Origin of the sequence: Microbacterium sp. CnD16-F (assembly GCF_024124465.1) — a bacterium.
Classification (GTDB): Bacteria; Actinomycetota; Actinomycetes; order Actinomycetales; family Microbacteriaceae; genus Microbacterium; species Microbacterium gawkjiense.
In genome coordinates this window covers 1-25,683 of record NZ_JAMXSA010000013.1, presented here as the reverse complement: position 1 = coordinate 25,683, position 25,683 = coordinate 1, and the positions used below count along the sequence as shown (strand labels likewise).

21 protein-coding genes are annotated in these 25,683 nt (G+C 72.1%); 10 read left to right on the top strand and 11 right to left on the bottom strand.

The genetic code is table 11. The features are described 5' to 3' along the window. Positions 1–71: 71 nt before the first annotated feature. Together NH287_RS05615 and NH287_RS05610 are read left to right on the top strand one after the other, a co-directional pair. Positions 72–599, top strand: coding sequence for a hypothetical protein (locus NH287_RS05615; RefSeq protein ID WP_064003759.1), 528 nt, complete (start codon positions 72–74; stop codon positions 597–599). 43 nt (positions 600–642) lie between these two features. Continuing rightward, the gene (locus NH287_RS05610) at positions 643–1,131 is read left to right on the top strand and encodes a SprT-like domain-containing protein (protein WP_217529482.1); all 489 of its coding nucleotides are present in this window, start codon (positions 643–645) and stop codon (positions 1,129–1,131) included. Here the strand turns inward: NH287_RS05610 and NH287_RS05605 are convergent. Both NH287_RS05605 and NH287_RS05600 read right to left on the bottom strand, forming a co-directional pair. Further along, on the bottom strand, positions 1,118–1,777 hold the full coding sequence (locus tag NH287_RS05605; RefSeq protein WP_253034818.1) for a 2-phosphosulfolactate phosphatase: 660 nt from the start codon (positions 1,775–1,777) through the stop codon (positions 1,118–1,120). The two genes, NH287_RS05610 and NH287_RS05605, sit on opposite strands and share 14 nt — an antisense overlap. Beyond that, positions 1,774–4,233, bottom strand: coding sequence for a glycoside hydrolase family 3 protein (locus NH287_RS05600; RefSeq protein ID WP_253034817.1), 2,460 nt, complete (start codon positions 4,231–4,233; stop codon positions 1,774–1,776). The genes NH287_RS05605 and NH287_RS05600 overlap by 4 nt, the downstream gene beginning before the upstream one ends. A gap of 90 nt (positions 4,234–4,323) precedes the next feature. Between NH287_RS05600 and NH287_RS05595 the strand changes: the two genes are divergently transcribed. Then, positions 4,324–4,830, top strand: coding sequence for a hypothetical protein (locus NH287_RS05595; RefSeq protein WP_253034816.1), 507 nt, complete (start codon positions 4,324–4,326; stop codon positions 4,828–4,830). A 74-nt stretch (positions 4,831–4,904) separates the two neighbouring features. Here NH287_RS05595 and NH287_RS05590 read toward each other — a convergent pair whose 3' ends face one another. The 6 genes from NH287_RS05590 to NH287_RS05565 form a co-directional block, all read right to left on the bottom strand. Then, on the bottom strand, positions 4,905–6,374 hold the full coding sequence (locus NH287_RS05590) for an ABC transporter permease (protein WP_253034815.1): 1,470 nt from the start codon (positions 6,372–6,374) through the stop codon (positions 4,905–4,907). After that, positions 6,371–7,132 (bottom strand): ABC transporter ATP-binding protein, encoded by a 762-nt coding sequence (locus tag NH287_RS05585; protein ID WP_253034814.1) that lies wholly within the window; start codon positions 7,130–7,132, stop codon positions 6,371–6,373. Before NH287_RS05585 ends, NH287_RS05590 begins: the two co-directional genes overlap by 4 nt. 101 nt (positions 7,133–7,233) lie before the next feature. Then, complete coding sequence (locus NH287_RS05580) at positions 7,234–7,875, bottom strand: response regulator transcription factor (RefSeq protein WP_253034813.1); 642 nt, start codon at positions 7,873–7,875, stop codon at positions 7,234–7,236. Positions 7,876–7,894: 19 nt separating this feature from the next. Continuing rightward, positions 7,895–9,058 carry a histidine kinase gene (locus NH287_RS05575; RefSeq protein WP_253034812.1) on the bottom strand — a complete coding sequence of 388 codons (1,164 nt, stop codon included), beginning with the start codon at positions 9,056–9,058 and terminating at the stop codon, positions 7,895–7,897. Between the two features lie 59 nt (positions 9,059–9,117). Beyond that, complete coding sequence (locus tag NH287_RS05570; protein ID WP_253034811.1) at positions 9,118–10,065, bottom strand: diacylglycerol kinase family protein; 948 nt, start codon at positions 10,063–10,065, stop codon at positions 9,118–9,120. A 180-nt stretch (positions 10,066–10,245) separates the two neighbouring features. Next, positions 10,246–10,704 carry an Lrp/AsnC family transcriptional regulator gene (locus NH287_RS05565; RefSeq protein WP_217529504.1) on the bottom strand — a complete coding sequence of 153 codons (459 nt, stop codon included), beginning with the start codon at positions 10,702–10,704 and terminating at the stop codon, positions 10,246–10,248. Positions 10,705–10,822: 118 nt separating this feature from the next. Between NH287_RS05565 and NH287_RS05560 the strand changes: the two genes are divergently transcribed. Then, entirely contained in the window at positions 10,823–12,235 is a 1,413-nt protein-coding gene (locus NH287_RS05560) for a DUF6421 family protein (protein WP_253034810.1), read from the top strand. A gap of 57 nt (positions 12,236–12,292) precedes the next feature. Here NH287_RS05560 and NH287_RS05555 read toward each other — a convergent pair whose 3' ends face one another. Beyond that, a complete protein-coding gene (locus tag NH287_RS05555) occupies positions 12,293–13,708 on the bottom strand; it encodes an MFS transporter (protein ID WP_253034809.1) in 1,416 nt (471 codons plus the stop codon). A 65-nt stretch (positions 13,709–13,773) separates the two neighbouring features. Between NH287_RS05555 and NH287_RS05550 the strand changes: the two genes are divergently transcribed. Further along, positions 13,774–14,841 (top strand): low specificity L-threonine aldolase, encoded by a 1,068-nt coding sequence (locus NH287_RS05550; RefSeq protein ID WP_217529508.1) that lies wholly within the window; start codon positions 13,774–13,776, stop codon positions 14,839–14,841. A gap of 172 nt (positions 14,842–15,013) precedes the next feature. Here NH287_RS05550 and NH287_RS05545 read toward each other — a convergent pair whose 3' ends face one another. Then, on the bottom strand, positions 15,014–15,640 hold the full coding sequence (locus tag NH287_RS05545; RefSeq protein WP_217529510.1) for an NUDIX hydrolase family protein: 627 nt from the start codon (positions 15,638–15,640) through the stop codon (positions 15,014–15,016). A gap of 92 nt (positions 15,641–15,732) precedes the next feature. On the opposite strand from NH287_RS05545, the gene NH287_RS05540 reads away from it, so the two are divergent. Beyond that, on the top strand, positions 15,733–16,392 hold the full coding sequence (locus NH287_RS05540) for an alpha/beta hydrolase (protein WP_253034808.1): 660 nt from the start codon (positions 15,733–15,735) through the stop codon (positions 16,390–16,392). A 3-nt stretch (positions 16,393–16,395) separates the two neighbouring features. On the opposite strand, the gene NH287_RS05535 is transcribed toward NH287_RS05540, so the two are convergent. Beyond that, positions 16,396–17,481: a PucR family transcriptional regulator gene (locus tag NH287_RS05535; RefSeq protein ID WP_253034807.1), complete on the bottom strand. Its 1,086-nt coding sequence runs from the start codon at positions 17,479–17,481 to the stop codon at positions 16,396–16,398. A gap of 173 nt (positions 17,482–17,654) precedes the next feature. On the opposite strand from NH287_RS05535, the gene codB reads away from it, so the two are divergent. The 4 genes from codB to NH287_RS05515 form a co-directional block, all read left to right on the top strand. Beyond that, complete coding sequence (codB, locus tag NH287_RS05530; protein ID WP_253034806.1) at positions 17,655–18,986, top strand: cytosine permease; 1,332 nt, start codon at positions 17,655–17,657, stop codon at positions 18,984–18,986. Continuing rightward, positions 18,983–20,518 (top strand): amidohydrolase family protein, encoded by a 1,536-nt coding sequence (locus tag NH287_RS05525; protein WP_253034805.1) that lies wholly within the window; start codon positions 18,983–18,985, stop codon positions 20,516–20,518. Before codB ends, NH287_RS05525 begins: the two co-directional genes overlap by 4 nt. Positions 20,519–20,842: 324 nt before the next feature. Beyond that, positions 20,843–22,537, top strand: a complete 1,695-nt coding sequence (locus tag NH287_RS05520; protein WP_253034804.1) for an ABC-F family ATP-binding cassette domain-containing protein — start codon at positions 20,843–20,845, stop codon at positions 22,535–22,537. A 59-nt stretch (positions 22,538–22,596) separates the two neighbouring features. Next, a partial coding sequence (locus tag NH287_RS05515) for a DEAD/DEAH box helicase (protein WP_253034803.1) occupies positions 22,597–25,683 on the top strand: 3,087 nt, incomplete at its 3' end.

The window sequence follows — 25,683 nt, the reverse complement described above, 5'->3', positions numbered from 1 at the left end:
CGCCCTCAGCCGATTCCGGGTCCCGCCCGGCGACACTGGAGGCACACGTCGCTGGGTGGGAAGGATTGGCCGTGGGCTTCATCAAGGGATACGACCCGGAGACACTCCGAGAGATCGTCGACCTCGACGAATGCCAGGCACGGCTCGTCGAGCTCGGCGAGCAGCGCAGCCTCGCGGCGATGCTCGAGAAGGTGTGGCTCCTCAAGGTGACCGGCCGTCTCGACGACGCGCTCGTGGTGTCGGAGGAGTCGGTCCGTCTCGCGCGGATGGCCGGGACACGCAAGGACCTGCTGCGCGCACGGATGCTGCACGCCACTGTCCAGCAGTTCCGCGGCGCCTACGCGGCCGCGATCCACGAACTCAACACGTGCGTCGAAGAGGCCGAGGGCCAGGGCTGGGCGGCGGTGGCCGCGTTCGGCTGCCAGCACCGCGGCAAGGTGCACTTCGACGCCGGTGACGATGCGTCGGCGCGCGCGGACTTCAAGAAGGCGCTCTTCCTGCGGCAGGAGGCCGGGGCGCCCGAGGAGCAGCTCGAGTCGACGCTGCTCGCGATCGACGCCGTCGACCGGCGCCGCAACCGTTCCACGGTCGCCAGCTGAGCCGTTCCCGGCGAGTGTCGTACATCCGTTCTATCGTGCTGGCATGAGCGATCTGATCGACGTCCGCCGCGAGGCGGAGTCCCTGCTGCGGCAGCTGCTCGACGACTCGTGGAGCTTCGCGTTCGACAACGCCAAACGGCGCGCGGGCGCGTGCGACTACCTGCGCAAGCGCATCACGCTCTCGCGCTACCTCGCCGCGCGGTACGACGCCGAGACCAACCGGCAGACGATCCTGCACGAGATCGCCCACGCGATCGCGGGCGCCGCCGCCGGTCACGGCGCGGACTGGAAGCGCATCGCGCGCTCGCTCGGCTACACCGGCGGCGTGACGCACCGCGGCGAGACGGCGACCGAGCTCGCCCCCTGGGTCGGGGTCTGCCCCGCGGGGCACGTCGCCTACCGGCACCGCAAGGCCACGCGGGCGACCTCGTGCGCACGCTGCGCACCGACGTTCGATCCGCGCCACCTCATCACCTGGCGGCGGCGCGAGATCACCGCCGAGACGCGGCGGGCCGCCCTCACTCCGCGCTGATCGCCTCGTACGCCCGCCACACGCCGCCGCGCAGGACCGGCACCGCATCGTCGGCGTCGTGGACCGCGGCGGCGAGCACCTCGGCGCGGCGGTCGGCCTCGAGCAGCTCCTGCCCCGAGCCGCTCGCCGTCAGCAGGTGACGGACGGCGGAACGGAGCCCGCGGAAGGACTCGGATGCCGCCGCCGCCTCCGGCGACGAATGGTCGAGGCCGAGCGCCTCGAGGGCGGCGAACACCGCGCCCGCGCCCAGCTGGTCCTCGACCGAGAAGCGGAGGACCGCGGCATCCCCCTGCCCGGACAGCTCCCCCGCCGCGATCACGTTGACGCTCGTCCGCGCCGCGCGGCGGTTCTGCTCGGCCAGCACGGCGCGCGCGACCGCGGTCGCGTTGCGCAGGCACCCCAGGAAGACGACCGCACCCGCGTCCGCAGCGGCCGAGGCGACGGCGGCGCCGTTGCGCGAAACGGCGTGGGCCGCGTCGTCGTGCGGCACGGTCTCGCCGCCCACGATCCGCGCCGACACGGTCGACGAGAACCGCAGGACGTCGACCACGACGACCACGTCCGCGGGGGCGAGGCGGCGCAGGCCCTCCTGCCCCCAGTCGAAACGCAGTTGGTAGCGGGACTGGTCGAATGGGCTCGCGGTCATCCCTCCAGCGTACGAGCGTCGACGACCGGCTTCAGCGCGAGCGCGAGGCCGAGGACGTTCCGCGCCGTGCGCTGCAGTTCACCGCGGGTGAGTCCGTCCGCGCGGGCGAGCGAGTCGAGGATCGACGTGTCGGCGTACGCCTGCGGCGCGCCGTCGCGCTTGACCCCGCCGGGCATGAGGACGTCCACCTGCGCACGGACGCGGTAGGCGTTGTCCGCGAGGGCGGGGAAGTCCGGGTCGGCGGACTCCTCGATCCACCAGTCGGTGATGACCGTGCCCTCGTACCCCCACTCGCCCCGCAGGACGACCGTCGCGAGGTCGTGGTGGTAGTGCGCCCACACCCCGTTGATCTGGTTGTACGACGTCATGATCACGCGGGGCGCGGCTTCGCGCACGCAGATCTCGAAGCCGCGCAGGTAGATCTCGCGCAGGGCGCGTTCGGAGACCCGCGAGTCGTTGCGGGTGCGGTTGGTCTCCTGGTTGTTCGCGGCGAAGTGCTTCGGGCAGGCGGCGAGTCCGGTGCTCTGCACGCCGCGCACGACGGCGGCGGCGATGCGTCCCGAGACGACCGGGTCCTCGCTGAAGTACTCGAAGTTGCGCCCGCACAGGGGGTCGCGGTGGATGTTCATGCCCGGGCTGAGCAGCACGTCCGAGGCCTTGCGCAGCATCTCCTGGCCGTGCAGCGCAGCGAGCTCCTCGATGAGCGGGACGTTCCAGGTCGAGGCGAACGCCGTCCCCGAGGGCAGCAACGAGGCGTAGGCCGCGAGGCGGATGCCGCTCGGCCCGTCGGTCGTCGTGATCGGCGGCACGCCCTTGGCGCGCGGCGACTCGGACACCCCGCCCAGCACGCCCGCGTTGCCGGCGGCCCCCAGCGGGCTGTCCATCGTGACGTCGCCGCGGGCGAGGAGCGACAGTTCCTCATCGCTCAGCTGCGCGACGAAGTCGTCGAGGGATGCCGCACCCGCGGCGACGTCGGCGAGGTCGACACCCCTGTCGCCCGTGTGCGGGATCTCGGCGGGCAGGGTGGTGAGGATCCGGTCGGCCCGCGCGACGGTGCGCGTGGGGACGGTCTCGTGGGCGACGACGGCCGAGCCGTCTGCCGCTCGCGCGAGCGTGAGTCGCTCGAAGGGCAGGACCGGGGCGGCGACCTCGGTGGCCGTGCGCACGACCCGCGTCTCGGGCACGTCGAACGCCGCCACGCGCGTCGCCGAGCGCACGTCGGTCCCCACGAACACGGGGTACTCGCCGGCTTCGAGGACCCAGGCGCTGCGGGTACCGGTCGCGCCGGCGTCGTCGTACGAGGCGAGGTCGTCGAGACGCACCGTGAGCCGGATCGTCTCGCTCGCCCCGGGCGCGAGCAGCCCGGTCTTGCCGAACGCCGCGAGCTGACGGGCGGGCTTGCCGAGGGCGCCGTCCGGAGCGCCGGTGTAGACCTGCACGACCTCCTTTCCGGCGAAGGCCCCCGTGTTGGTGACGACGGCCTCGAGGGTCAGGGCACCGGCATCCGTCGTCACCGTCGTCGCCAGCTCGAACGTCGTGTACGACAGGCCGTGCCCGAACGGGAACAGCACCCGGTCGGGGGCGAACGTCTCGAAGTAGCGGTAGCCGACGAAGACGTCCTCGGCGTAGACGTTGACGTCGAGGTGACCGAAGTTCGGCGCACTGGGGTAGTCCTCGTAGCTGAGGGCGATCGTGTCGGTCAGCTTGCCGCTGGAGGCCGATTCGCCGGCGAGCACCCCCGCGACGGCGCGGGCACCCTCCATGCCGCCCTGCCAGGCCAGCAGCACGGCGCTGATCCGGTCGCCGTACGCGACGACCCACGACAGGTCCATCACGTTGCCCGCGTCCACGACGACCACCACACGGTCGAAGTGCGCGGTCACGGCGTCGAGGAGGGCGCTCTCCTCCGGCGTCAGGTAGTAGCTGCCGGGCTCGAGGATGCTGTCGCGCGCCTCGCCCGCCGCGCGGCCGATGGCGACGACCGCGGTGTCGGCACGGGATGCCGCGGCCGCCACGTCGGCGTCGGCGATGGGCATCTCGGGGAAGTGGTGCGGCCACTGGCCCCAGTTGGCGGTGAACACGGGCCGGTTCTCCGCGGACCACGTCGAGTACCGGGTCGCGAGGTCGTCGTCGACGCAGACGCCCGCGTCGCGGAGCCCGGCGAGCAGGTTCCAGATGTAGGGCACCTTGACGTCACCGCCCGAGCCGTAGCCGACGGCGAACCAGTCCACCTGCACGCGCCCGAAGACCGCGACGGTGCGCTCGCCGAGCGGCAGGGTGCCGTCGTTCGTCAGCAGCACGACACCCTCGGTGGCGGTCGCTCGCGCGATCTCGGCGAGGGCGGGATCGAGAGTCGGGTCTGTGTCGAGCAGCATCGACGAGATCTGCGCAACGGACTCGACGGGAGCGAGCGCGTGCGAGCGGTCGCCGGATTCGATGGCGGGTTCGAGGGGCATGGCGGTCTTTCGCAAGGGTCGCCGGGGCGACGGAGGTATGGGAGCGCTCCCAACGTACCGACTCCCCCGCCGGAATGCGAGAGTGGAGGCATGCGGATCCTGCTGAAACTCGAACTCGACTGCACCGCGGATGCGGCGTGGCGCGCCCTGCACTCGCCGCGGGCGGTCACCGAGCTGTACGGACCGCTCCTCGACATGGCGCCGATGGCCGCCTCGCTCCCGACCTCGTTCGAGCCGGGCGCCGACGTCCCGGTCGAGATCCGCGCCCTCGGCCTCCTCCCCGTCGGTCAGCAGCTGATCCACGCGAGCGACCGCTACACCGAGGACGCGAACGGTCCGGTGCGGATCTTCCGCGACAGCGGCATCCCGCTCACCGGTCCCCTCGCGGCGCTCGACGTCTGGGACCACCAGATGGCGGTCAGCCCGCTGCCGGGCGATCCGTCGCGGACGCTGTGGCGCGATCGCCTCACGATCGGCGGGATCGCGGCGGTGCCGCTGTGGCCGATGCTGTGGGCGGCGTGGCAGTACCGCGGCATCCGCCTGCGGGCCCTCGCCCCGACCTGGTCGTACGACCCGCCCGCCGCGGAGACCGACTGACGGATGGATGCCGCCCCTCCGTGCGACCCGGACAGGTCACACGAAGGGGCGACGATCTGCGCGCGACGGCGCGCCTACTCCGACAGAGCCTCGACGGGCACCGTGCGGGTCGCGATCCGCGTCGGGGCGACGGCGGCGCCGAGGGTGAGGGCGGCGGTGGCGACGATCACGATCGCCACCGGCAGCAGCGGGATCGCGGGTGCGACGAACGTCGGCGACTGCCACAGCGGCGGCATCGCGACCGAGCCGAGCAGCGACTGCGCGGCGACCCAGCCGTAGAGGACGCCGAGGACGAGCCCGAACAGCAGCGCCGTGACCGTGACGTGCGCGGCCTCGATGAGGACCATCCGGCGGATCTGCGCCGAGGTGAGACCCAGCGCCCGCAGGAGCCCGAGCTCACGCTTGCGCTGCACGATGCCGATCGTGAGGAGGTTCACGAGGCCGACCGCCGCGATCACCGCACTGACGGCGACGAGAGACATCATGACCGTCGAGAAGGTGTCCATCATCTGGTTGAAGGCTGCGTCGGGTTCGCCGCCGCTCGAGGCGGTGACGAGGGACTTGGCCGACTCGGCCGCGACCGCGAACATCACGACCAGCGCGACGCCCATGACGACGCCGATGGCCATGCGGCTCGACCGCTCCGGGTACCGGACGGCGTTCTCGGCGGCCAGCCGCGCCGTGACCGACTTCCCGAAGAAGCGGCCGGTGACCTTCAGCAGCGGCGGCATGATCGAGACCGCGCTGGTCGAGACGGCGGTGAAGCTGCACAGCCCGCCGAAGAAGGCGACGAGCACGCCGATCGGGCTCAGCAGCCCGAGCAACAGCCCCCCGCCCAGCAGGACGGCACCGATGACGCCGAGCACGACGGCCGCGGCCTTGCGCCCACGATTCTCGGCGATCTCCTCCCACGAGCGCTCGACCGATCCGCCGAGCGCCTGGAGCGGCGTGACGGTGAGCACCCGACGCGACCCCGACCACGCGGCGATCCACGTCGTGAGGGCGACGGCGACGGCCGGCACGAGCAGGGTTGCCTGGACGGGGGACCAGTTGCTCGTCACACCCAGCGCCCGGTCGAGGAGCGGGACGGCCGGAAGCATCGCGAGGGTCGTGAGGACGAGGCCGAGGACGGCACCGATCGCGCCGACCGCGAGACCCTGCGTCGCGACCTCGGCGCGCTGCGAACGGGCGGTCGCGCCGATGAGGCGGAGGAGGGCGATGCGCCGCGTGCGGCCGGCGATGATCGTCGAGAACGTGTTCGCGGTGACGATGGCGGCGACGTAGACGGCGACGGCGAGCAGGATGCCGCTGAGCAGCATCAGCACCGCGGTCATCGTGTCCGACTTCCCATACATCGGGTTGGCCGCGAGGACCACCGAGATGTACCCCGTCGCCGACAGCAGGACGACGCCGAAGGCCGTCGAGATCGCCGAGACGAGGATCGTCGCGCCCATGCCCCGCTCACGGAGCCACGCGAGGCGCGGGGCGCGAGCGGCGTCGGACACCGTGACCGGCGGGGTCGTAGGCGCAGCGAGCGCGGTCACGCGGTCACCTCCGCGCTGAGCATGTGGGCCGAGATCTGCTCGGCGCTCTGACGGGGCTTGTCGGCGACGATGCGGCCGTCGCCGAGGAAGAGCACGCGATCGGCGTACGACGCGGCGACCGGGTCGTGCGTGACCATGGCGATGGACTGACCGTGCTCGGTGCTCGCGGCGGCGAGCAGCGAGAGCACCTCGCGCCCGCTGCGGGAGTCGAGGTTGCCGGTCGGCTCGTCGGCGAAGACGAGGTCGGGCGCCGTCGCGAGGGCGCGGGCGATCGCGACGCGCTGCTGCTGCCCGCCCGAGAGCTGGTGGGGGCGGTGCCGCAGGCGCGGGCCGAGGCCCAGCGTCTCGACGAGCCCATCGATGCGCGTGCGCTCCTGCGTGCTCGGCCGGCGCCCGTCGAGGTCGAACGGCAGCAGGATGTTGCCGATCGCGTCGAGGGTCGGGACCAGGTTGAAGGACTGGAAGACGAAGCCCACGCGGCGGCGACGCAGGATCGTCAGCTCGACGTCGGACAGGCCCGTGATGTCGGTGTCGCCGATCCAGACGCGGCCGGAGGCCGGGGCGTCGAGTCCCGCCATGATGTGCATGAGGGTGGACTTGCCCGAGCCCGACGGGCCCATGATCGCGGTGAACTCGCCGCGGCGGATGCCGACGGTGACGTCGTCGAGTGCGCGGACGATCGACTCGCCCCCGCCGTAGGTCTTGGTCAGGTGCTGGACGCGGGCGGCGAGGCCCAGGTCGGTGGTCGTGATCTCCATGTCTTCGACGCTACGGAGGAGGCCGCCCGCGCCGCGTCGGCCGGACGGCGCCTCCGCGTACATCGTGAGGATGATCCGGCATCCTCCGTCGCGACGGTGGGTCAGGCCAGGCCGTGCTCGAACGCGAAGACGACGAGCTGCACGCGGTCGCGCAGGCTCAACTTGGCGAGGATGCGGCTGACGTGCGTCTTCACGGTGGCCTCGGAGAGGAACTCGCGCGCGGCGATCTCGGCGTTGGACAGGCCCCGCGCCGCGAGCCCGAAGATCTCGCGCTCGCGCTCGGTGAGGGCGTCGAAGGCGGGCGGGACCGGACGGGTCGGCCCGCCGAGCGAGGCGAACAGGTCGCGGGTCGCCGACGCGGCGATGACCGACGACCCGGCGTGGACCGTGCGGATCGCGGCGAGCAGGAACTCGGGGTCGGCGTCCTTCAGCAGGAACCCGCTGGCACCGCGCTGGATCGCCCGCGCGGCGGCCTCGTCGAGGTCGAACGTCGTGAGCATGACGACCCTGGGCGGGTCGGGGTCGGCCAGCAGCGCCTCGGTCGCGGCGAGTCCGTCCATCACCGGCATCCGGATGTCCATCATCACGACGTCGGGCCGGGTCGCGCGGACGACCTCGATGGCCTGCGCGCCGTCGGAGGCCTCGCCGACGACCTCGAGGTCGGGCTGCGAAGCGACGACCATGCGGATGCCGGCGCGGAAGAGTGCCTGGTCGTCGACGAGGACGACGCGGATCGGGGTCATGCGGGGTCTCCAGTGGGGATCATGCGGCGGGTGCGCCGATCGGCAGCGATCCCGACACGAGGAAGGACGTTCCGGCGGGGGCGGCGTCCAGGCGGCCGCCGATCAGCTGCGCCCGCTCGCGCATGCCGATGAGCCCGTGACCGGGGGCGCGCTTCTCACCCGTCGACACGTCGCCGAGGTCGTTCCGCACCGACAGGTCGAGGCGGTCGGGATGCCACGCGAGCGCGACGTCGACTCCGCCGTCGCCGCCGTGGCGGATCGCGTTGGTCAGGGCCTCCTGCAGGATCCGGTACACGGCGAGCTGCACCGAGGCGGGGACCTCGGCGGTGGGAGCGGGGTCGACGTCGACGCGCAGCGGCGTGCCCGCCGCCCGCACCTGCGCGTAGAGCTGCTCGAGGTCGGCGAGCGTCGGCTGCGGCCCCTCGGCCTGCGAGTGGCGCATCTGGGTGAGCAGCAGGCGCACGTCCGACAGCGCGGCCCGGGCCGTCGACGAGATCGTGCCGAGGGCGTCGGACTGCGCCTTCGGATCGGATGCCGCCGCGTACCGCGCGCCGTCGGACTGCGCGATGATGACGGCCAGCGAGTGCGCGACGATGTCGTGCATGTCGCGGGCGATGCGGGTGCGCTCCTGCTCGGCCGCGGTCTCCTCCTCGGCCCGCGACTGCGCCGCGCGGTTCGCTCGGGCGCGGAGGGCGGTGCGGACGAGTGCGCCGGCGGTCCACGAGAGGCCGAGTGCGAAGAGGGCGGCGAGCAGGACGAAGACCAGGGTCGGGATGTCGGACAGCGAACCCATGCCGAGGAACGCCCAGCGGAAGAGGTAGGCCGTGATGGTCCCGGCGCCGAGGACGACGGAGGACAGCCCCAACCAGAAGACGCGGCGCGACCCGTAGGCCGCCGTCGCGTACAGGACGGCGAAGATCGCGATGTCGGCGAAGCCCGGCCCCCGGCCCAGACCCATCTGCACGACGGCGCCGACCCAGGCGACGGCGAGCGCGAGACCCGGCGAGTACCGTCGCAGGCCGAGAGCGCCGGCCAGGAGGAAGACGACCGGGACCGCCGACCACCCGCCGATGGGTGACGACATCGTGCCGGTGTTCAGCTCGTACGGCAGCGCCACCAGCGCGAACAGCACCGCGACGGCCGCATCGACGGCGGCCTGGGAGGGGCGGAGCTTGCGGAACACTCCCCCGACGCTACGCGGTCGGCGGCAGCGCGGCATCCGCCCCGGGATGTATCCCGCGCTCAGCCGTCGGCGGCGGGGAGGTAGACCCGCAGACCGTCCGCGACCGCGCGCACCCGCATCCGGAATCCGTCGGCGCCGACCTCTTCGAGCTCGCCGTCGTGCACCCAGATGTCGGGCGCGCTGCCGGCGGCCACCTCGAGTTCGAAGTCGTCGTCGAGGATCCGTTCCAGATCGGATGCCGGGGGCATCACCCGCAGCGCGCGGAGGACCTTGACGGTGTTCTTCCCGAAGGCGAGCGAGGCGACGGCGCGCAGCCGCGACCCGCGGGCGTGGTGGACGCGGACGTCGATGACGGCGTCGTGCAGGGTGGCCCGCTGCATCGTCGCGATGTGGTCGGGGTCGTTGCGCCCGACGCCCGCGAACACCGACCACACGCGGGCGCGCTTGCCGCCGCGGACGACGTCGACGGGGTGGGCGCCGTGAACCTCGCGCCAGGCGGCGACCGCGCCGCCCCACCACTTGCCGAGGCTCGTGCGGCGCTCGCGCTCGGCGAGGAACTCGGGGTACGCCCCGAGCGAGACCGCGTTGAGGACCGTGATCGGATCGCCGCCGTCGACCGAGACCTCGGCGACCGCGACCGGACGCACGTGTCCCGCCGCGTAGACATCGAGCCCGGCGTCGACCTCCTCGATCCCCGCCGAGCGCGCGAAGTGGTTGAACGTGCCGTTCGGCAGCACCAGGAGGGTGAGGTCGTGGCGGCGAGCGAGGTGCGCGGCGCGCGAGACCGACCCGTCGCCGCCGAGGATCGCGAGGACCCGCGGCGGACTGTCGTCGGCCACGGCCGCCGCGACGACGTCGTCGAGGGTCTCGTCCTCACCCAGGCGGTGCACGGTGGCGCCCGGCATCCGTCGCTGCACGTCGGGGACGCGATCGGGTCGCCCGAGAGCGGCGCCCGAGCGGGCGTTGGCGACGACGAGGACCTCGGAACCGATCGGGGTGTCGCTCATGCTGCCACGGTAGGCGGCCTCGGGGTCCGTCGCCTCCCGTTGACACCCGCACGCGGTTCGCCGACGCGCACCGCCCGGCGCCGAATCACCGCCCCTGTGCCGAATCACCACCGAATTGGCGACATCGCGATGGTGATTCGGCAACCGAGTGGTGACTCGGCGGTGAGGGGCGGAGGCGGGTCAGGCCGGCGAGAGCGGACGGTGCTCGAAGAAGGTCTGCAGGACGACGGTCGTGCGGGTGCCCACCGAGGCGGCCGAGCGGATGTCGCGGATCAGCCGCTCGAGGTCGCGCGGGGTGGCCACGCGCACGAACAGCATGTACGCCGCGTCGCCGGCGATCGAGTGGCACGCCTCGATCTCATCGAGGTGCGCGATGAGCTCGGGGGCGTTGTCGGGCTGCCCGGGGTCGAGCGGGGTGATCTCGACGAACGCGGCGAGCGGCTTGCCCGCGACCTCGGGGTCGATGACGGCGCGGTACCCCGAGATGAGCCCGCGCGCTTCGAGCCGGCGCACGCGCGCCTGCGTCGCCGAGACCGAGAGCCCGGCGACCGCGGACAGCTCGTTGAGCGTCGCGCGCGCGTTGGCCGAGAGGGCGGCGATGATCGCGGTGTCGGCGGTGTCGGTCTCGTCTGCGGCCACGTTCCGACCGTACCGCAGGCGGGTTGCACACGAGATCCTTACGGCCTTACCCTGAAATGACCGGAAATCTTCCCGCATCAGCGCGAGGAAACCGTGAGGAACCGATAGGAGGTCCACCATGAGCACCGTCACCACTGCGCCGACGATCATCGGGATGCCCGAGGTCGTCGAGGACGCCCGCACGGCCGAGACCTCCGCGGCCTGGGCGATGCTGCGGGATGCCGCGACCGCCCTGCAGGAACTGCAGACCACCGACGGTTCGGTGCCCGACGCCGCCGACCACGACGCCGCCCGCCGCCACGTCGAGGCGATCACCGCCGGCATCCGCTCGCTCTCCCCCGCCTTCCCGCACGACGCCGCCTACCTCGAAGCGAGCGTCCGGGACTTCGAGCGCTGGGTGTCGGAGGGGTTCGGGGTGCCCGACTTCCTCGACTCGCTCGTCGCCTTCCAGCCGCAGGAGCACCGCATCGACGGCCTGCGCCACCTCGTGGTCTTCCCGATGTACACGCAGAACGGCACCCGCGACCGCAAGGTCGAGGCCGTCCTCGTCGAGACGATCTGGCCCGAGTTCATCGCCGAGCTCGAGCAGACCTACACGAACCGCCTGTTCGTGTCGTTCCGCCTGCTCGACTTCACGCCCGGCTACGACACGAACTCGGCCGTGCTCTTCCCCGAGACGGTCGCGATGCGCGAGATCCCGACCTTCACCTGGGGCGCGATCTTCCAGGACCGCGAGGCGGCCCGCTACCGCCGCGTCGTGCGCGCCGCCGCGGACATCACCCGGCTCGACCTGCCCGACGCCGCCGCGCGGCTGCTCGACGACCAGCGCCTCGCCGAGAAGACGTTCGTCATGTGGGACCTCATCCACGACCGCACGCACATGCGCGGCGATCTGCCGTTCGACCCGTTCATGATCAAGCAGCGGATGCCGTTCTTCCTGTACTCGCTCGAGGAGCTGCGCTGCGACCTCACCGCCTTCCGCGAATGCGTCGCCATCGAGAAGGGCCTCTCGGCGAAGGCCCAGCTGACGGATGCCGAGACCGAGATGCTCGAGCACGCCGGACTCGTCCAGTACGCCGTCATCTTCGACCGCATCTTCCGCTTCGCGATCACCGGCACGCGCGTGCGCAACTACGACGGGCTCGGCGGGCAGCTGCTGTTCGCGTGGCTGCACCAGCGCGGCGTGCTGCACTGGACCGACACCTCGCTGGCGTTCGAGTGGGACCGCGTCGCCGACGCCGTCATCGCCCTGAGCGACGCGATCGACCGGCTCTACTGGGAGTCGATCGACCGCCCGAAGGTCGCGCACTGGCTCGCCGCCTACGACCTCGTCCGCCAGACGGTCACCCCCCACCCCGCCTCGCAGTGGGCCCGCGGCCTGTCGGACGAGATCCTGGCCGGTCCCCCGAAGGGCTACACCGACGCGGTCCTCGACGACGAGTTCCCGCTGTCGATGTTCTTCGAGGCCCTCGAGAAGAAGATGCGTCCCGTCATCGCCGGCGTGGCCGGCATCCGGGCCACCGACGCCTGATCCGCGGCGGCCGGCTCCGGGGGAAGCCGGCTGCCGCGGGTCAGTGCCCGGCGCGGCTCACTCGCCCGCGACGCCGCCCACCGCTTCGCGGGACGATGACGGGATGCCGGGGGTCGCGGCATCCGCTTCGGTCGTCTCGGGCGCCTCGCGGTACTCGGCCGAGAGCGTCCGGTAGGAGCGGGTGAGGAAGGCGGCGAGCGCCGCGGCCACCATGACGAGCCCGCCGATGAGGAAGATGAGCGCGATACCGCGCATCTCGCCCTCGCCGAGCAGCCAGGACCAGGTGCGCCGGCCCTCGTCGGTGCGCAGGGCGGGGATGATCCAGAACTCGGCGATCGGGGCGATCGCGAACGACGTGATCGGCCCCGTCGACACCTCGAGGGCCGTCGCGGCGCCGAACACCCGGCCCTGGCGCTCGAACGGCACGACCTTCTGGATGACGGTCTGCTCGGCGGACTCGATCACGGGGACGAGCGTCATGTACGCCCAGATTCCCAGCGCGTACAGCCACCACCACTCGCGCAGCGTGAACACCGCACCCAGCAGCCCCATCGCCGCCACCGCGAGCAGGAGCGTGCGGATCGGGTTCGTGCCGAGGCCCTTCGCGGCGACGATGCCGCCGCCGATGAGGAAGCCGGTCGCGGTCACCGCCAGGACGACGCCCCAGATCTTCACGTCGAAGAGTTCGAGACCGTAGGGGTCCATCAGCGCCATGTAGAGGCCGCCGATGAGGTTGTTGAAGGTGGAGAAGAGAATGAGCGCGAACAGCCCGGGGACGGCGCGGATGGCCGCCGCCGCGCCCCGGACGTCGAGGATCTTCGAGCCCGGGTCGGGCGTCGGCGCGTCTTCGGGGATGCGGACGAACAACAGGTGGACGAGGGGAACCGCGGTGAAGGCGATCGCGACGGCGAGCGTGCCACCCATGCCGACGAAGCCGACAGCGAGACCCGACAGGGCGCTCGTCACGATGAACGCGATGCCCTGCACGGTGCCGACGAGACCGTTCGCGTTGGCGTGGCGCTCCGTGGGGACCAGCAGCGTCACGGTCGTCGACAGGGCGATGTTGCGGAGGTTCTCGACCACCGCGCCGATGAGGATGATGCCCGAGAAGAGCCAGAACCAGGGGCCGCCGAGGTCGAGGATCGCGGACTCGGCCTGCGCGAGGTAGATCGCGCCGGCGGCGAGGAAGGCGGCGAGGGTGAAGACCCCGGAGAACACCATGACGGCGTGCTTGCGGAACCGGTCGACGAGGGTGCCGAAGACCATGCCGAAGATCGCGAGCAGCAGCATGTAGGCGCCGCCGATGATGCCTGTCGCGAGCACGGACTCGGTCTCGAGGTACACCCAGAAGGTCAGAGCGAACCACAGGAAGCTCGTCGTGACGTTCGCGACGGCCGTGTTCACCAGCACGTGCAGGAACGTGCGCATGCCGCCGGGCGGGACGGTGCGGGATGCCGGCGTCGCGTCGCTCATGCCGCGAGGGTATCGCCGGCCTCCGACACGGGAAAGAGCGTCCGCGCGCGACCTAGGCTGGAGCGGTGACGACGCTCCACGACCCGACGATCCGTTCCTTCGCCAGCGACAACTACTCAGGGGTGCACCCCGAGGTGCTGGCGGCCCTCGCCGCAGCGAACGACGGACACCAGATCGCCTACGGCGAGGACCTCTACACCGAGCGCCTGCAGCACGTCTTCGCCCGCCACTTCGGCGACGACGCGCAGGCGTTCCCCGTCTTCAACGGCACCGGCGCGAACGTCACCGGCCTGCAGTCGATGCTCCCCCGCTGGGGCGCCGTGGTCGCGGCATCCACCGCCCACATCAACGTCGACGAGGGCGGCGCTCCCGAGAAGGTCGCGGGCATCAAGATCCTGAACGTGCCCACCGACGACGGCAAGCTCACCCCCGAGCTCGTCGACCGCGAGGCGTGGGGCTGGGGCGACGAGCACCGCGCGCAGCCGCTCGTCGTCTCGATCACGCAGTCGACCGAGCTCGGCACCCTCTACACGCCCGACGAGATCCGGGCCCTCGCCGATCACGCGCACGCACGCGGCATGCGCCTGCACCTCGACGGCGCACGGCTGTCGAACGCGGCAGCGGCCCTCGACCTGCCGATCCGCGCGTTCACGCTCGACGCGGGCGTCGACGTCGTCAGCGCCGGCGGCACGAAGAACGGCGCGCTCGCGGCCGAGGCGATCGTCGTGCTCGACCCCGCGGCATCCGCGGGGCTCCCCTTCCTGCGCAAGCTCAACATGCAGCTGTCGTCGAAGATGCGCTTCGTCTCGGCCCAGTTGATCGCGCTGTACGAGGACGACCTCTACCTGCGCAACGCCCGCCACGCCAACGCGATGGCCGCGCGCCTGCGCTCCGCCGTCGAGGCGGGGCTCGCGGACGGGTCGATCGCCGGGGTGCGCTTCAGCCAGCCGACGCAGGCCAACGGCGTGTTCGCGATCCTGCCCGACGGCGTCGCCGACCGGCTGCGCGAGTCGTTCCGCTTCTACGACTGGGATGCCTCGAAGAACGAGGTGCGCTGGATGTGCTCGTTCGACACGACCGAGTCGGACGTCGACGCGTTCGTCGCCGAGCTTTCGCGCCTGACCCGCGGCTGAGGCTCAGCGCAGGGCGCCGACTCCGCGGCCGCGCCTGCGCGTCCACCGTCGCCGAGTCACCGCCGGAATGCCGAAACACCACTCGAATGCCGACATTTCGGTGGTGATTCGGCAGGTGGATGGTGATTCGGCGCCAGACGCGAGGCGCCCGGCTCAGCGCAGGGCGCCCGGCTCAGCGCAGGGCGCCGACCGAGGCGAGCGCCTGCCGCACGAGCGTCGACCGGCCGCCCTCCATCTCGGCGGCGAGGGCGTCGGATGCCGCTTCCTCGGGCGACATCCACGTCACCTCGAGCGCGTCCTGACGCGGTTCGCACGTGCCCGTCACCGGCACGACGAAGGCGAGCGAGACGGCGTGCTGACGGTCGTCGTGGAACGCGCTGACGCCCGGGATCGGGAAGTACTCCGCGACGGTGAACGGCGCGGGCTGCGGCGGGAGCAGCGGGAAGGCCATCGGGCCGAGGTCGTTCTCGAGGTGACGGAACAGCGCGTCGCGCACCGTCTCGCCGTACCGCACACGGCCCGACACGATCGTGCGCGAGATCTCCCCCATCGGTGTCGCGCGCAGCAGGATGCCGACCTCGGTCACCGCCCCCATGCCGTCCAGTCGCACCGGCACCGCCTCGACGTAGAGCATCGGCAGACGCCGACGCGCCTCCGCGAGCTCGACGTCGCTCAGCCAGGCCGGATTGCTCGCAGACCCCGGCCGCCCCATCGACGAGCCGAGCCCCCGCAGCGGATCGCGCGCGGCCCCCTCGTCGTCGCGCTCGTTCGGGTCGGGGTCGGGAGTGCGGACGGCCATGCCTCCATGTATACCCGAGCGGATGCCGCACCGCCCCGCTCGTGCGCCGGTGCCGCCGGAGCGGTGTCGGCGCCCTGGTGCAGGATGGACGCATGGCCGCCGCCTCCCCGCTCGATCCCGACGTCGTCCTGTGGTCCGTGCCCGCCGAGGAGCGCGGCGACCGCCCGCTGCTCGTGCTGCTGCACGGGTACGGCTCGCACGAGGGCGACCTGTTCGGGCTCGTGCCGCACCTGCCCTCCGCGTTCGTCGTCGCCGCCGTGCGGGCTCCGCTCGCCCCCCGGTTCCCGATGCCCGGGTACTCGTGGTTCACGATCGACGGCGTCGAGAGCCGCGACCACGGCGAGGTCATCGCCTCGACCGAGGCGGTCTGGGATTGGGTCGACGAGGTGCGGGGGGACGCGGCATCCGTCGGTCTCCTCGGCTTCTCGCAGGGCGGTGTGATCGCGCTGCAGATGCTGCGGATGCGGCCACGCGGCGCGGCGTTCGCCGTGAACCTCGCCGGCTACGCGTTCCCCGAGCCGCATCCCGGCGACGCCGAGCTCGCCGAGGTGCGCCCGCCGGTGTTCTGGGGGCGCGGCGCGCGCGACGAGGTCATCCCGCCGCGGTTCGTCGACCACACGGCGCAGTGGCTGCCGGGCCACGTCGAGCTCAGCGGACGCGTGTACCCGAACCTGGCGCACAGCGTCTCGGAGGAGGAGCTCGGCGACGTGCGGGTGTTCCTCGAGAAGCAGCTCGCGAAGCGCGCGGGCTGATCGTCAGCCCGCTGCGGCGAGCGCGACGAGGAACGCCGCACGCCCGCGCGTGTCGAGCGGGCTGAGACCCGTCAGTGCCTCGATGCGGCCGACGCGTTTGCGCACCGTGTTGACGTGGACGAAGAGCTCTTCCGCCGCCGCCTGCACCGAGCCGTCGAGGCGGCAGAGGTGTTCGAGCGTCTCGACGAGCACGGTGCGGTGCCGGGCGTCGTAATCGGCGATCGGGGCGAGGAGCCGGTCGCGGAACGGGGCGAGCTGCTCCGGGGTGAGCCGCTCGATGAGTCCGTCCCAGGTCGCGAGGTCGCGCGGGCCGCGCGAGGCCCCGTGGCGGGAGGCGAGGGACGCCGCGGCCACCGCCTCCCGCAGCGCGCCGGCGAGCGCGCCGGGGTCCGCGGGACCGCTCCATCCCACGTCCGTCCCGAGCAGGTCGTCCGGCGGCGGACCTGGCCGGGTCGCGGGCACGATCGCGATCGAGTGACCGGCGGTCGTCCCGACGAGCGAACGATCCCCGGGCCGCAGGACGCGCCCCCGAGCGGCCAGCACCCACACACCGGGCACGACGCCCAGCGCCGCCTCGAGTTGCTCGCGCAGGACGACGGGACTGGCGAGCCCTCGACGGACCATGTCGAGGATCGCGCCCACCGATTCGCGCGCGAGTTCCTCGGCGTCATGGCGCTGCTGCTCGTGGGCGATCCGACGCGTGATCTCGAGGAACGGGACGTCGGGAGGCACCGACAGGACGGCGATCCCCGCCGCGTTCGCCGCCGCGATGAGCGCTGGGGGGACGGCCGAATCCACGACTCCCAGGGCGTACCCGATCGCCGCGGGACGCGTGCGGAGGACGGCGGCGACGAAGGCGCGCTGGGAGGCGGCATCCCGCATCGAGATCCCCGAGGTCAGCACGAGCTCGCCGCCGCGCAGATACGGGGAGGGATCGAGGAGGTCGGTCGGAAGCCCCCACCGCACCGTGCGGTCGAGGCCCACCGGGTCCCCGACCAGATCGACCCGCGGCTGTCCCCAATGGATGAGATCCGAGACCCGGAGGACGTCGACGTCCGTGTCGCCGAGGCTCGGGGCGGCGGAGGTCATGCCGCCCACGGTACGACCGGGCCGTTTCCCGCCCATGACGCGCCCGTTTCGGGCGGGTGGAGATCCGTACACCCGTCGCCGCGCCGGGCTGTCACCCGGTCCACTCTTCGAGCCCGTGCAACGGATCGGAAACACGGCGCGGGTGTGATGTGACCACTCGGAAAGGAGTGCTCATGACCTCGACCACAGCGGCATCCGCCGCCCCGGAGCGCGTCGACCGCGACTACCCGCTCGGCCGCGTCCCCCTCAGCGCCCGGCAGGGATGGTTTGCCATCCTCGTCGTCGTCGCCGGCTTCATCTTCTTCACCCCCACCATGGTCACCGGCGGGCAGGTCGCCGGGGCGTTCGGCTTCGCCGCCTTCGTCGGCCTGGCCGCGATCGCCTCGGTCGTCCTCGCGCTCTACATCGCGACACTCGGCGCGACCAGCGCCGCGACCGGTCTGTCGACCGTCCTGCTCGCACGGCTCTCCCTCGGCCGCGTGGGGGGCAAATGGGCCTCGATCGTCCTCGGCGGCACGCAGGTCGGCTGGTACGGCATCACGGTCGGCATCTTCGCCGACCTCCTCGCCTCCGCGATCGGCTGGGAGGTGTCGTGGCCGCTTGCGATCTTCGGCGGCCTGCTGATGGCGACGACGGCCTACTGGGGCTTCAAAGGCATCGAGATCCTGTCCTGGGTCTCGGTCCCCCTCATGTTCGCTCTCTGCATCTGGATCACCGTGGTCTCGGTGGACGAGGTCGGCGGCTGGGGCGCAATGCTCGCGACGACGGGCGACGGCTCGATCTCGCCGGGTCTGGCCCTCACGATGATGATCGGCACCTTCATCTCGGGCGGCACGCAGGTCGGCAACTGGACGCGCTTCGCGAAGAGCCCGCGTACGGCGTTCCTCATCTGCCTCGGTGTGCTCCTGGTCATCGAGACCGCCATGCTCGTCTTCGGCGGCATCGGCGCGATCGCCTTCGGCGAGGCCGACTTCACCGCCCTGCTGTTCACGATGGGACTCGCGCTCATGGGCGTCCTGCTGCTGACCTTCAACCTCTGGACCACGAACGACAACACGGCCTACGCCTTCGGCGTCGCCGGTGCCGAACTCGCGAACCGCAACGACAAGCGCCCCTTCATCATCATCGGCGTGGTCGTCGGCATCGCGCTCGCCGTCACCGGCGTGGCGAACGCGCTGACCGGGTTCCTCGTGACCCTCGGTACCGTCATCCCACCGCTCGGCGGGGTCATCATCGGCACGTACCTGTTCGTCTGGCGGCGACGCGACCCGGGCACCGACGTCACCCGCGTCGGAGCCTTCGTGTGGCCGGGCATTGTCGCCTACCTGCTCGGCACCGCCGCGGCGGCGTTCGGCGCCTTCACCGGGATCGGCAGCCCCGCCGTGCAGGGGATCATTGTGGCCATCGTCGCGGCACCGCTCTGCCACGCGGCGGCGCGCCGCATTACGGGCGCCCCGACGGCCGATGCGGGATCCGAGCCCGTCGAGGCGGAGGTCCGCGCATGACCGGCACCTTCATCCGCGGCGCCCAGGTGATCACGATGGATGCCGCGACGGGATCCACCCCCGTGGCGCGGGACCTCCGCATCGAGGACGGCGTCTTCGTCGAGATCGGCACGGACCTCACCCCACAACCCGGCGACGAGGTCATCGAGGGGGCGGGCATGCTCGTCACCCCCGGGTTCGTCAATGCGCACACCCACTCGTGGGAGTACCTCTACAAGGGCCGCTACGACAACATGCCGCTCGAGCTGTGGATGCTGTACTCCTACCCGATCCTCGGCGGCGCCCCCACGAGCCCCGACATCGTGCGGCTGCGCACGCTCATGTTCGCGATGGAGTCGATGAAGAACGGCGTCACCACGCTCGTCGATGACGTCCTCGAGACGCCCGGTCAGGACCTCGACCAGCTCGCGGCCGTCGCGGGAGCGTACGAGAGCATCGGCATCCGGGCGAACGTCTCGGGTCACGTCATCAACCGGCCCTTCGTCGACACGCTGCCCTTCGTGACCGACTGGCTGCCCGACGAGCTCGTCCGGCAGGTGCGGGCGCAGCCGGTGCTGACGGCCGACGAGTACCTCGACTACTCGCGGACCGCCTTCGAGCGCCACCACGGCACCGCCGGCGGGCGCGTCCGGTACATGCTCGCGCCCTCCGGTCCGCAGCGGTGCACCGACGACCTGCTCGTCGGAGCCACCCAGCTCGCGGCCGAGTTCGACGCCGAGGTGCACATCCACGTGCTCGAGACGAAGACGCAGGCGGTGACGGGTGACGAGCTGTACGGCGGGCAGACACTCGTCGAACACCTCGACACGATCGGTGCGATGAGCCATCGGACCACGTTCGCGCACGGCATCTGGGTCACCGACGAGGACATCGAGCGCATCGCGCGACGCGGCACATCCGTCTCGCACAACACGATCTCCAACCTGAAGCTCGGGTCCGGCGTCCTGCCGTGGCGGCGCTACCACGATGCAGGCGTCAACCTCGGCCTCGGCACCGACGGATGCTCCTCGAGCGACACGCCCCGTCTGATGGAGGTCATGAAGACGGCGGCGCTGCTGCACAAGGTCACCGAGCCCGATCCGGCCCGGTGGTCCACGGTCGACGAGGTGCTGACGGCTGCGACCATCGGCGGTGCGCAGAGCGCCGTTCTCGACCGCACCGTCGGCTCCATCGAAGTGGGCAAGCGCGCCGACCTCGTGATGTTCGACACCGGCACGCTCGCCTTCCTCCCGACGAACAGGCTCGAGAACCACCTCGTCTACAGCGAGAACGGCTCGTCCATCGTGCGGGTCATGGTCGACGGCGTGACCACGGTCGAGAACGGCCGGCTCACGCTGATCGACGAGGACGCCGTGATCGCCGCGTTCCGTGCCGAGATGCCCGGCATCCGTGCGGAACAGGACCGGCTGGACCGCGTGAACGACGCTTTCGCGCCGGCGTTCTCGCGCATGTACGAGCTCGCGTCGGGCCGTCAGACCGCGGTCAACCGTTGGACCGGTGACGAGCGGGCCTGGGTGCACGAACGGGTGTGATCCGAGCGGATGCCGGGGCTCGCCGCCGTGCAGGTGGGGCGAACCCTGGCATCCGCTCGTCTTCGTGGCTACCATGGGGCGAGTCCCTGTCCCGAGTGTGAGGAAGAGCCGTTGAAGGCTGTCGACGCGATCGCGCTGTGATCCCGCGCTGACCCGTCGACCCTCCTCGAGGACGATTCCGACGGTCCGCCCGGTGATCGATTCACCGACCGGCGCGGACCGTCCCCCTTCGACCGCAGCACCTCGTGCTGCCCGGATGCATGAAGCGCTGCCTCCGTATCGTCGAGGCCGGCGTCCGCGCACCCCCATCACAGGGAGGCGCTCATGCCCACCACTCTCACCTCCGCGGTCACCCTCGACCGCGTCACCTACGCCTGGCCCGACGGCACCGTCGCGCTGAGCGACGTGTCCGGCGCCTTCGGCGGCGGCCGCACCGGCCTCGTCGGGCGAAACGGTAGCGGCAAGTCGACGCTGCTGAAGCTCATCGCGGGGACCCTCGTCCCGGCATCCGGGTCCATCTCGACGGCCGGACGCGTGGACCTGCTGCCGCAGCAGCTCACGCTCGACACCGGTCGCCGCGTCGCCGACGTGCTCGGCATCGCGCCGGTGCTCGACGCCGTCCGTGCGATCGAGCGCGGCGACGTCGACGAGCGGCACTTCGACACCGTCGGCGACGACTGGGACGTCGAGGCACGTGCGACGGCGGCCCTCGCCGAGGTCGGCCTGCCCGACGGGGCGCTCGACCGCCGGGTCGGCGAGCTGTCGGGCGGCGAGGCGGTGCTCGCCGCGCTCGTCGGCGTGCGGCTGCGCGGCGCCGAGATCGCGCTGCTCGACGAGCCGACGAACAACCTCGACCGCGACGCGCGGGCGCGGGTGCACGAACTCGTGCGCACGTGGCGCGGCACGCTGATCGTGGTCAGCCACGACGTCGCGCTGCTCGAGGAGCTCGACGACACCGCCGAACTCTACGAGCACGAGCTCTCGGTGTTCGGCGGCCCGTACTCCGCGTGGAAGGCGTGGCTCGACACCGAGCAGGCCGCGGCCGTGCAGGCCGAGACCGCCGCGCGGCAGCTGCTCCGGCGCGAGAAGCGCGACCGGCAGCAGGTCGAGGCGGCGATCGCCATGCGGAACGCGCACGGCAAGAAGCTCGCCGCGAAGAAGGCGGCGCCGAAGATCGTGCTGGGGGCCATGAAACGCTCCGCCGAGGTGACCGCGGGCAAGCTCCGCGTCGAGGCGAACGAGAAGGTCGAGGCCGCCCGGGCCGCCGTCGACACCGCCGGCCGGCGCGTGCGCGACGACGACACGGTGCACATCGACCTGCCCGACCCCGGCGTCGGCACCGGTCGGCGCATCGCGACGATCGGCGACGGTGAGCGCTCCTGGACCATCCAGAGGCCCGAGCGCGTGGCGCTCGTCGGCCCGAACGGCGCAGGCAAGACGACCCTGCTCGAGCGGCTCGTCGCCTCGGCGGGGGCGGTCGGAGTCCCCGGTCAGGCCTTTCCTGTGCCGAATGCAGGTTCAGCCGGCGCCGAAGGCGGCAGAGCGGGGTCGGATGCGGCTTCGGCCCTGCACTCGGCACATCACGACGTCACGGCCGAGGCGCACACCGACCGGATCGGGTACCTGTCGCAGCGGGTCGACGGGCTCGACGAGGCAGCGTCGGTGCTGGCGAACGTCCGCGCCGGAGCGCCCGGGGTCGGCGACGCCGAGCTGCGGAACCGGCTTGCCCGGTTCCTCATCCGCGGCGACACGGTGCTGCGGCCGGTGTCGGCGCTGTCGGGCGGCGAGCGGTTCCGCGTCGCGCTCGCCCGGCTGCTGCTCGCCGACCCGGCGCCGCAGCTCCTGGTGTTGGACGAGCCGACGAACAACCTCGACCTCGACACGGTCGACCAGCTCGTCGACGCCGTGTCGGCGTATCGGGGCGCCGTGCTCGTGGTCAGCCACGACGACGCGTTCCTCGAGCGGATCGGTCCCGAGCTCACGCTGGAACTGCGGGACGGCCGGATGACGGAGCTCTGACGCGCGGGCCGGGGCGCAAGCCCCGGCCCGATGTCGGTGGTCCGCGTGATGATAGGAGCATGGCGGACGTGCTCGAGCGTTTCAGTCCTGCGACGCAGGACTGGTTCCGCGGCGCCTTCCACGCCCCGACCGCGGCGCAGGCCGGCGCCTGGCAGGCGATCTCGGCGGGCAAGCACGCCCTCGTCGTCGCGCCCACCGGCTCGGGCAAGACGCTGTCGGCATTCCTGTGGGCCCTCGACCGCATCTTCCGCGACCGTGTCGCCGAGGCGCCGAGGCAAGACGCGAAGCCGACGAAGAAGCGAGCGGATGCCGCTTCCCCCCGTACGCGCGTCCTCTACGTCTCCCCGCTCAAGGCCCTCGGCGTCGACGTCGAGCGCAACCTCCGTTCCCCGCTGGTGGGCATCGGCCAGTCGGCCCGGCGGCTGGGGATGCCGGCGCCCGACGTCACGGTCGGCGTCCGATCCGGCGACACGCCCTCCGCCGACCGGCGCCGCCTGCTCGCGGATCCGCCGGACATCCTCATCACGACGCCCGAGTCGCTGTACCTCATGCTGACCTCGCAGGCGGCCGAGACGCTGCGCGGCATCCACACGGTCATCGTCGACGAGGTCCACGCCGTCGCGGCGACCAAGCGCGGCGCCCACCTCGCCGTCAGTCTCGAGCGGCTCGACGCCCTGCTCGACACCCCGGCGCAGCGCATCGGACTGTCGGCGACGGTGCGTCCGATCGACGAGGTCGCCCGGTTCCTCGGCGGCGCGGCTCCGGTGGACATCGTCGCGCCGAAGGCGAGCAAGGCCTTCGACCTCTCGGTGGTCGTTCCGATCGACGACCTCACGAACCCGCCCCCGCCGCCGGGTGCGCCCGAGGAGGAGGCGCCCGTCGCGACCGCTGACGACGATGACGGCGACGGCGGCAACTGGTACACGCCGCCGCAGTCGTCCGAGATGTCGGGCTCCGTCTGGCCGCACGTCGAAGAGGCGATCGTCGACCGCATCCTCGCGCACCGCTCGACGATCGTGTTCTCGAACTCGCGCCGGCTCGCCGAGCGGCTGACCGGCCGGCTGAACGAGATCTACGCCGAACGCGTCGGCATCGACGTGCCCGACCAGACCGTGCCCGCGGCAATGAGGGTCCCGGGAGCAGAGGCTCCGGGCGTCGCGAATGCGACGTCTGGAGGAGCGGTCAGGGCGGCGCAGGCGGGGGCCTCGGCCGGCGTCGAGGCGATCCTCGCGAAGGCGCACCACGGCTCGGTGTCGAAGGAGCAGCGCGCGCAGGTCGAGGACGAGCTGAAGTCGGGTGCGCTGCGCTGCGTCGTCGCGACGAGCAGCCTCGAGCTCGGCATCGACATGGGCGCCGTCGACCTCGTCATCCAGGTCGAGGCGCCGCCCTCGGCGGCCTCCGGTCTGCAGCGCGTCGGCCGCGCGGGCCACCAGGTCGGCGAGGTCAGCCGTGCCGCGCTTTTTCCCAAGCACCGCGGCGACGTCCTGCACACCGCGGTCGTGACCGAGCGGATGCTGGCGGGCCAGATCGAGGCGATCTCGGTGCCGCAGAACCCGCTCGACATCCTCGCCCAGCAGACGATCGCCGCCTCCGCCGTGGCCGTCCTCGACGTCGAGGGGTGGTTCGAGACGGTCAAGCGGTCGGCCCCGTTCCGTTCGCTGCCGCGCTCGGCCTATGAGGCGACGCTCGACCTGCTCGCAGGGCGCTATCCGTCCGACGCGTTCGCCGAACTGCGCCCCCGCGTCGTGTGGGATCGGGATGCCGGCACCATCACCGGCCGGCCGGGTGCGCAGCGCATCGCCGTCACCAGCGGCGGCACGATCCCCGATCGCGGACTGTTCGGCGTCTTCATCTCGGGCGAGGCCCGCAACGCCCGCGTCGGCGAACTCGACGAGGAGATGGTCTACGAATCGCGCGTCGGCGACGTCTTCACCCTCGGCACGACGAGCTGGCGGATCGTCGAGATCACCCACGACCGCGTCAACGTCCTGCCCGCGTACGGGCAGCCCGGCAAGCTGCCGTTCTGGCACGGCGACGGCCTCGGCCGCCCCGCTGAGCTCGGCGAAGCGCTCGGCAAGTTCTCGCGCGAACTGTCGACGGCGAAGCCCGAGAAGGCGACCGAGCGGCTGCGCGAGTCGGGCCTCGACGACAACGCCATCGGCAACCTGCTGGCCTACATCGGCGAGCAGCGCGAGGCGACCGGCAGCCTGCCCACCGACAAGACGCTGACCGTCGAGCGGTCCCGCGATGAGGTCGGCGACTGGCGCGTCATCCTCCATTCCCCGTACGGCATGCATGTGCACGCCCCATGGGCGCTGGCCGTGAACGCGCGCATCCGCGAGCGTCTCGGCGTCGAGGGCGCCGCCGTCGCCAGCGACGACGGGATCATCGCGCGCGTGCCCGACACCGACGCCGAGCCGCCGGGCGCAGAACTCTTCGTCTTCGACGCCGACGAGCTCGAGCAGCTCGTGACCTCCGAGGTCGGCGGCTCCGCGCTGTTCGCCTCGCGCTTCCGTGAGTGCGCCGCCCGGGCTCTTCTCCTGCCGCGCCTCAACCCGAACAAGCGATCGCCGCTCTGGCAGCAGCGGCAGCGCTCCGCGCAACTGCTCGAGGTCGCGAAAGAGCATCCGACCTTCCCGATCATCCTCGAGACCCTGCGCGAGGTGCTGCAGGACGTCTACGACCTGCCCGCACTGCTGCGCATCGCGCGGAGCATCGCAGACCGCCGCATCCGCCTCGTCGAGACGACGACGAGCTCCCCGTCGCCGTACGCGCGCGACCTGCTCTTCGGATATGTCGGGGCGTTCATGTACGAGGGCGATTCGCCCCTCGCCGAGCGGCGCGCGGCCGCGCTCTCGGTCGATCCGGCGCTGCTGAGTGAGCTGCTCGGCAAGATCGAGATGCGCGAACTGCTCGACCCGGGGGTCATCGAGCAGTACGAGCGCGAACTGCAGCGGCTCGACCCGACGCGGCGGGTGCGCGGCGTCGAGGGTGTCGCCGACCTGCTGCGTCTGCTCGGTCCGCTCTCGGCCGCCGAGGTCGCCGAGCGGCTCGAGGGAGCGTCCGTCGATCCCGACGCGCCGGCGCCGGCCGCGACCGAAGCGGATGCCGCCGCGCTCCTCACCGACGTCGACCTGGCACCACCG

Excerpts from the sequence above, each read along its gene's own strand:
- NH287_RS05570 (WP_253034811.1), bottom strand. The coding sequence starts at position 10,065 with ATGAGCGACACCCCGATCGGTTCCGAGGTCCTCGTCGTCGCCAACGCC.
- NH287_RS05520 (WP_253034804.1), top strand. The coding sequence starts at position 20,843 with ATGCCCACCACTCTCACCTCCGCGGTCACCCTCGACCGCGTCACCTAC.
- NH287_RS05545 (WP_217529510.1), bottom strand. The coding sequence starts at position 15,640 with ATGGCCGTCCGCACTCCCGACCCCGACCCGAACGAGCGCGACGACGAG.
- NH287_RS05585 (WP_253034814.1), bottom strand. The coding sequence starts at position 7,132 with ATGGAGATCACGACCACCGACCTGGGCCTCGCCGCCCGCGTCCAGCAC.
- NH287_RS05610 (WP_217529482.1), top strand. The coding sequence starts at position 643 with ATGAGCGATCTGATCGACGTCCGCCGCGAGGCGGAGTCCCTGCTGCGG.
- NH287_RS05555 (WP_253034809.1), bottom strand. The coding sequence starts at position 13,708 with ATGAGCGACGCGACGCCGGCATCCCGCACCGTCCCGCCCGGCGGCATG.
- NH287_RS05535 (WP_253034807.1), bottom strand. The coding sequence starts at position 17,481 with ATGACCTCCGCCGCCCCGAGCCTCGGCGACACGGACGTCGACGTCCTC.
- NH287_RS05605 (WP_253034818.1), bottom strand. The coding sequence starts at position 1,777 with ATGACCGCGAGCCCATTCGACCAGTCCCGCTACCAACTGCGTTTCGAC.
- codB (WP_253034806.1), top strand. The coding sequence starts at position 17,655 with ATGACCTCGACCACAGCGGCATCCGCCGCCCCGGAGCGCGTCGACCGC.
- NH287_RS05600 (WP_253034817.1), bottom strand. The coding sequence starts at position 4,233 with ATGCCCCTCGAACCCGCCATCGAATCCGGCGACCGCTCGCACGCGCTC.
- NH287_RS05560 (WP_253034810.1), top strand. The coding sequence starts at position 10,823 with ATGAGCACCGTCACCACTGCGCCGACGATCATCGGGATGCCCGAGGTC.
- NH287_RS05580 (WP_253034813.1), bottom strand. The coding sequence starts at position 7,875 with ATGACCCCGATCCGCGTCGTCCTCGTCGACGACCAGGCACTCTTCCGC.
- NH287_RS05540 (WP_253034808.1), top strand. The coding sequence starts at position 15,733 with ATGGCCGCCGCCTCCCCGCTCGATCCCGACGTCGTCCTGTGGTCCGTG.
- NH287_RS05595 (WP_253034816.1), top strand. The coding sequence starts at position 4,324 with ATGCGGATCCTGCTGAAACTCGAACTCGACTGCACCGCGGATGCGGCG.
- NH287_RS05525 (WP_253034805.1), top strand. The coding sequence starts at position 18,983 with ATGACCGGCACCTTCATCCGCGGCGCCCAGGTGATCACGATGGATGCC.